The sequence below is a fragment of the Kocuria rhizosphaericola genome (assembly GCF_044462205.1).
GTDB lineage: Bacteria > Actinomycetota > Actinomycetes > Actinomycetales > Micrococcaceae > Kocuria > Kocuria rhizosphaericola.
Window position 1 is genome coordinate 1 of sequence record NZ_JBISWK010000181.1, and the last position, 5,837, is coordinate 5,837.

At 70.1% G+C, this 5,837-nt stretch carries 8 protein-coding genes; 6 read left to right on the top strand and 2 right to left on the bottom strand.

What is annotated here, in order from left to right; genetic code table 11:
- Positions 1–407 precede the first annotated feature (407 nt).
- A complete protein-coding gene (locus tag ACH9D2_RS18205) occupies positions 408–1,352 on the top strand; it encodes a metallophosphoesterase (RefSeq protein ID WP_396362547.1) in 945 nt (314 codons plus the stop codon).
- Between the two features lie 31 nt (positions 1,353–1,383).
- Here ACH9D2_RS18205 and ACH9D2_RS18210 read toward each other — a convergent pair whose 3' ends face one another.
- The gene (locus ACH9D2_RS18210; RefSeq protein WP_396362548.1) at positions 1,384–1,893 is read right to left on the bottom strand and encodes a hypothetical protein; all 510 of its coding nucleotides are present in this window, start codon (positions 1,891–1,893) and stop codon (positions 1,384–1,386) included.
- Here ACH9D2_RS18210 and ACH9D2_RS18215 point away from each other — a divergent pair.
- Positions 1,892–2,056 (top strand): hypothetical protein, encoded by a 165-nt coding sequence (locus ACH9D2_RS18215; protein WP_396362549.1) that lies wholly within the window; start codon positions 1,892–1,894, stop codon positions 2,054–2,056. The genes ACH9D2_RS18210 and ACH9D2_RS18215 overlap by 2 nt on opposite strands.
- Here the strand turns inward: ACH9D2_RS18215 and ACH9D2_RS18220 are convergent.
- Positions 2,040–2,447 (bottom strand): four-helix bundle copper-binding protein, encoded by a 408-nt coding sequence (locus tag ACH9D2_RS18220; protein ID WP_396362550.1) that lies wholly within the window; start codon positions 2,445–2,447, stop codon positions 2,040–2,042. The two genes, ACH9D2_RS18215 and ACH9D2_RS18220, sit on opposite strands and share 17 nt — an antisense overlap.
- A gap of 233 nt (positions 2,448–2,680) precedes the next feature.
- On the opposite strand from ACH9D2_RS18220, the gene ACH9D2_RS18225 reads away from it, so the two are divergent.
- The 4 genes from ACH9D2_RS18225 to ACH9D2_RS18240 all read left to right on the top strand — a co-directional run bounded on the left by ACH9D2_RS18225 (position 2,681) and on the right by ACH9D2_RS18240 (position 5,801).
- Positions 2,681–2,911, top strand: a complete 231-nt coding sequence (locus ACH9D2_RS18225) for a hypothetical protein (protein WP_396364239.1) — start codon at positions 2,681–2,683, stop codon at positions 2,909–2,911.
- A 117-nt stretch (positions 2,912–3,028) separates the two neighbouring features.
- On the top strand, positions 3,029–3,532 hold the full coding sequence (locus ACH9D2_RS18230) for a hypothetical protein (RefSeq protein ID WP_396364240.1): 504 nt from the start codon (positions 3,029–3,031) through the stop codon (positions 3,530–3,532).
- A 142-nt stretch (positions 3,533–3,674) separates the two neighbouring features.
- Entirely contained in the window at positions 3,675–5,021 is a 1,347-nt protein-coding gene (locus ACH9D2_RS18235; protein WP_396364241.1) for an AI-2E family transporter, read from the top strand.
- 156 nt (positions 5,022–5,177) lie between these two features.
- Positions 5,178–5,801 (top strand): hypothetical protein, encoded by a 624-nt coding sequence (locus tag ACH9D2_RS18240; RefSeq protein WP_396364242.1) that lies wholly within the window; start codon positions 5,178–5,180, stop codon positions 5,799–5,801.
- Positions 5,802–5,837 lie beyond the last annotated feature (36 nt).

Sequence of the window (5,837 nt, forward strand, 5' to 3'; positions counted from 1 at the left end):
TGGAGACCCCGGACTGGTCCAGCTGGGTCAGCCGGGTCTCGTCCTGGCAGCCGGTCAGCAGCAGCGCCCCGGTCAGGCCGGCCACGGCAAGGGTCTGGGTGCGGTGGGTCATCGGCGTGCTCCTCGGTGCTCCGGTGGCGGTGGCGGTGGCGTGTCATCGAACTGTGTCCTGCCACACTAGCCGCCGATGCTGTCCCGCACGTGGGGGGCCGGTCCGGTGGGAGCACCTCTCGCCGCACGTCATGCCGCGGCCGGTTCGTCCGTCCCCCCGAAGAAGGAGCACAGGAACCGCTGGTGGCACGGTGGGGACCGTTAGGGTGGAGGCCCAGGAGGGACGGAACCGGCAGCCCCGCTCACCGGCCGCCGAGCCGTCCTGTGCCGCCCTGGTGACCCACGAGAGGACTCCGATGGCCCACCCAGCTGCCCGGGACGACGAGGCGGTTCCCGGCCGCCGGGGACACCGGCACCGGCGTCTTCGCCGCGTCCTCACGGGCCTGGTGGCGGTCGTGGTCGCCCTGGGCCTGCTCGTGGTCGGCTACGGAGTGGCGATCGAGCCGCGGCTGATCCTCGACCAGGAACGCATCCAGGCCCGCATCCCGGGGCTGGGCCCGGAGTGGGCCGGGGCCCAGGTGATGGTGTTCTCCGACCTGCAGGTCGGGATGTGGTGGGACAACACCGGAATGATCGAGCGCGTGGTGGAGACCACCGTGGCCGCGCAACCGGCGGCGGTGCTGCTGCCCGGGGACTTCCTCTACCAGAGCGAGGCCAGCATCCAGGAACGGGTGGATGATGTGACCCGGTTGCTGGAGCCCCTGACCGCAGCCGGGATCCCGGTGTACGCGACCATGGGCAACCACGACTACGCCGTCGGGGCCGTCGAGGAGCTCACCACGGCCTTCGAGGACCGGGGCATCGAGGTGCTGGCCAACGAGGCGGTCGTCGTGCCGGCTCCCGGGGGCGGACCCGGGCCGGGGTTGTTCCTGGTCGGGGTGGGGCCGTCCTCGGTCGGAGAAGCCGCGCCTCAGGAGGCCTTCGACGACGTGCCCGAGGCCGCCCCCCGGCTGGTGATGATGCACAATCCCACCACGTTCCCCGAACTGGCTCCCGGGACTGCTCCGCTGTCGGTGGCCGGGCACACCCACTGCGGGCAGATCGCCCTGCCCCTGCTGTCGCAGTGGTCCTATCTGGGGCTGACCGAGGAGGAGGAACTCGTGGTCGACGGCTTCGCCCCTCCCGGCTACGGTGCCGAGGGCAACGAGATGTATGTGACCTGCGGGATCGGGTTCAGCCTGCTGCCCGTGCGGATCAACGCCCCGCCCCAGCTGCTGACGGTCGAACTGCGCCGGGCCTGACCCGGCCCGGTCACCACCCGCGCCGGACTGCCTACCGGGCTTCGAGGGCGGCCTCGTCCAGGTAGGGCTGGCCGATGTGGCGGTCGTAGAACCCGGCCTCGTTGTCGACGTCGTCCTGGTCGACCCGTGCTTGGAAGTTCGCCTCCAGGGTGCCGGTGACCTCCACGACCGCGCCCTGTTCCGCGTCGGGGAAGGCGTACTGGGCGCTGACCAGCAGCGGATCCAGGTCCGGGTTCTCGGGGTCGGTGAGGACCAGGGCGGAGCGGGAGGGCACCAGGTCGGCGACCTCCCCGGTGAGGCTCACCTGCTGCCCGGCGTAGGAGGACACATCGGTGCGGAACTCCTCGTCGTAGGGCCCGGTGTAGGCGGCGGTGGGCTGCTCACCCGGGGTCTGTTCCGGCTGGGCCGGGCTGGACTCGGTCTCGGGGGCGGGTTCCGCGGTGTTGCTGGTGCCGCAGCCGGTGCTCACCGCGGCGGTGGTGGCCAGGGCCAGGGCGCCGGCCAGCTTCCGCACGCGATGACGGTGGTGGGTGGTGTTCATGGTGGTCCTTCTCATCGTCGAAGCGGTGCACTGGGTGCTGGCCGAGGGGCTGCCCCCCGCCCCGGGTGATCTGCTGCTGGGCCGGCGGGGACACGGACCGCATCATGGGCCGGTTCCCCGGGAGGCGGTGCTGGCCGCCTCCGTGATCAGCCCAGGGCGGTGATCAGGTCCATGCAGGCGACTTCGCACCGGCGGCAGGCCTCGGCGCAGATGCGGCAGTGCTCGTGCCGGTCCGCGTGGGTTCCGCACTCATCGGCGCAGGCCTTGGCCACCATCCAGCAGGCCCGCAGCGCGGCCAGGTTGATGTTGACGTCGTAGCCGGTGTGCCGGGAGAGCACGTTGCCGGTGGCCGCGCACAGATCCGCACAGTCCAGGTTGATGCGCACACACTGGGTCAGCTCTGCCACCGCGTCCTCGGACAGGCACGCGTCCGCGCAGGCCGTGCAGGTCTGGGCGCACTCGAAGCAGGCGGCGATACAAGCCGCCAGCTTCACCTCGTCCACCTCCCCGAGGTCCTTCGGGTAGCTGGTGAGCATCGATGGCACATGCATCATGGTCTCGCTCCTTCGTCCGGACACGGCGGTCATGGGCGCGGCACCCGGGTCCGAGCCGGTGCACCCGGTGCCCACTCACGGATTCGACCGTAGCCCCATGCCACAGGGTCCGGGAACCGCTGTCGATCAGTTCCCGGAAACTGACAGGCACTGCCCAGCAACCTGGCGTACGGCAGGCCGAGATCGTGGGTCCTGTCACCACTGCCGCCCGGACGAGGACGCCGGACGAGGGCATGCCCACCACTCCCTCGGCGACCTCCACGTCCACCGACTCCGCGTCACCCGATGCCGAGCCCGTGGTCGGCTTCGACGCCGCCGCAGTCGTCCAGGCACTGTCAGACGAGTGGGCGGCCCGAGCTCTCCGGGACGTTCGGCTCATCCTCGCGGTGATCGGGCATAACGATGTCCTAACGGTGCGGTCGGAAGAAGCGGGGAACATCAGGATAATCCTTGCGATCGGATGAACAGCTTCCTTACGGTCGAGGGGCACCACGCCGGGATCTGATCCGCCATGGCCCCGGTGACAACGATCAAGACTCAGGAGGATCACCATGAGGACACGAGATCGACGGAGCACACGAATGATGGCGGCAGGGATCTTCGCCGTCGCCGGACTCGGGTTGGCCGGGTGCAACACCGAAGGCCCCGAAGAGGGCACGGATGTGGAGGACGTCTCCGAGGGCGAGGTGCTGGAATCGTCACCGGCCCCCCAGGAGACCGACGCGGGGGCCGGTACGGGCTACGTCGGCCCCTACGACCAACCCTTCTACGACCAGAGCGAGACCTATGCCGGTCAGGAGGTCACCCTCTCCGCGGAGGTGACCGAGACGCTGTCGACCGACACGTTCGTGATCGGCGGTGCCGCCGGCACCACGGTGGACCCGTTGCTGATCGTCGAGGAGCAGGAAGTCCCCGCTCTCGACGACGGCCAGGTGGTGGAGGTGACCGGCACGGTCCAGCAGGACTTCGACATCGCCGCCGCCGAGGAGCAGCTCGGGATCGACCTGGAGGACGAGCTCTACGCCGATTACGTGGGCCAGCCGTACATCATGGCATCGAGCGGGGAGATCCTGGAGGAGGAGTGACTTCCGGCGTGCGCTGAGCGTACCCCTGTGGGGCGGTTCCGGGCCGGGTGTGGACCCGGCCCGGAACCGCCCTTGAACTCATCCACCGTGACCGATGAGCACCCCTCGGCGTGCTGACCGGTGATCGTGTCAGGATCCGACCATGACTTCGACAGCGCACGGCACGCAGCGCCCCACGGACCCGGGGCCGGACCACCGGTCGCCCTCGGTGAACGGTGATGCCGCCGCCGGGGTGCCGGTGCCGGTGCGGGTGGCCGCCGCGTGGTCCTGGCGGCTGCTGGCCGTGGTCGCGGCCGTGGGACTGCTCGGGTATCTGCTCTCGACGATCACGATGGTCGTCATTCCCGTGCTCCTGGCGGGTCTGCTGGCGGGTCTGCTCTTCCCGGTGGTGCGGTGGGCCCGTGGACACCGCGTGCCGGCGGGTGCGGCCGCCGGAGGCACGGTCCTGGGTCTGATCGGCTTCGTCGTGGGGCTTCTGGTGCTGGCCGGGCGGCAGATCGTGCTGGGCTTCGCCGAGCTGTCCGGCAACGTGGTGGCCGGCGCCCGGCAACTGCTGGAACGGCTCGAGGGCACCCCGTTCGGATGGGACGTGGGCACCTTCGACGACTGGATCGGTGACTTCGGGGCCACCGTGGAGGACAACAGCGAAGCGATCCTGGACGGAGCGATGTCCTTCGGGTCCACGGCCGGGCACGTGCTGACCGGTGTGGTGATCCTGCTCTTCACATTGTTCTTCCTGCTGACGGAGGGGGAACGGATCTGGCTGTTCCTGGTCCGGCTCTTCCCCGTGCCGGTGCGCCGGGCGGTCAACGGGGCGGGCCGGCACGGCTGGACGGCGCTGGTCCAGTACGCCCGGGCCCAAGGCCTGGTGGCCGCCCTCGACGCCGTGGGCATCGGAGTGGGCGCGGCCCTGCTCGGGGTGCCCCTGGCCCTGCCGATCGGCATCCTCGTGTTCCTGGGCTCCTTCATCCCCATCGTGGGGGCGGTGGCCACCGGAGCGGTCGCGGTGCTGGTGGCACTGGTGGCCAACGGCACCACGAACGCGCTGCTGATGCTGGGCGTGGTGCTGCTCGTCCAGCAGCTCGAGGGCAACGTCCTGCAGCCGCTGATCCTGGGCAAGGCCGTCTCCCTGCACCCGCTGGCGGTGTTCCTGTCCGTGGCGACCGGGGCGGTCCTCTACGGCATCGCCGGGGCCCTGTTCGCGGTGCCGATCATGGCGTTCCTCAACACGGTGGTGCGCTATCTCGTGGGCGGGGCGTGGCGGGCCGACGACGACATCGGATCGGAACCGTTCCACCACCCCTGGGAGATCCGCAGGCACGTTCGGCGTCACGATATGACCCGGCAGCAGCTCCACGGACAGCTGGAGCGGTTCCACCGGGTCCGGGCGAGAGAGCGCCGGCAGGCTCGGGCCGGACGGGAGACACAGGGCACCGAACAGGGTGGAGGGACATCAGCGGCGGAAACCGCTGATGACGTGCTCCGTTGATCTTCGGATTTCCGCTCCGAGCGGTTGCGCCCGGCCTCGAATGCGTGAAGGGTATTAAGCACGCTGATGATTTGATCGGCTCGGCGTGGAGCACGACCGCCGGGACAGCACGCATCGTGCCCGGCGCCTCGAGGACACGACTTTCAGGAGGGCACCATGACGGATCAGAACTTCTCCGGAGCTACCACCCCCAAGGGGCGGCGCAACGACGTCGTGGCCGCGGAAAAGGACGAGTACGGGGGGATGAAGTTCGGCTCGGCGTTCTTCGGCTGGCTCACCGCCACCGGCATGGCGGTGCTGCTCACCGCCCTGCTGTCGGCCATCGGGGCCGGGGTGGGGGTGGCCACCAACACCGATCCGGACCAGGTCGCCCAGCAGGCCACCCAGGACGCGACCACGGTGGGGATCGTCAGCGGGATCGTGCTGGCCGTGATCCTGCTCATCGCCTACTTCTGCGGCGGTTACGTGGCCGGGCGCATGGCGCGTTTCGACGGGGTGAAGCAGGGCATCGCCGTGTGGCTGTGGGCGATCCTGATCGCCGTCGTCCTGGCAGCGCTCGGTGCGGTGGCGGGATCCCAGTTCAACGTCCTGGCTCAGCTCAACGGTTTCCCCCGGATCCCGATCGGGGAAGGCGCCCTGACGACCGGGGGCATCATCGCCCTGGTCATCGCCGCCCTCGTCACGCTGATCGGAGCGGTGCTGGGCGGGAAGGCCGGGATGCGCTTCCACCGCAAGGTCGACCAGGTCGGGACCAACCACCAGGCAGGCCTGGACGGCTGAGTTCTCGCTGTCCTTCCGGACCCCGGCGGCGCCCGG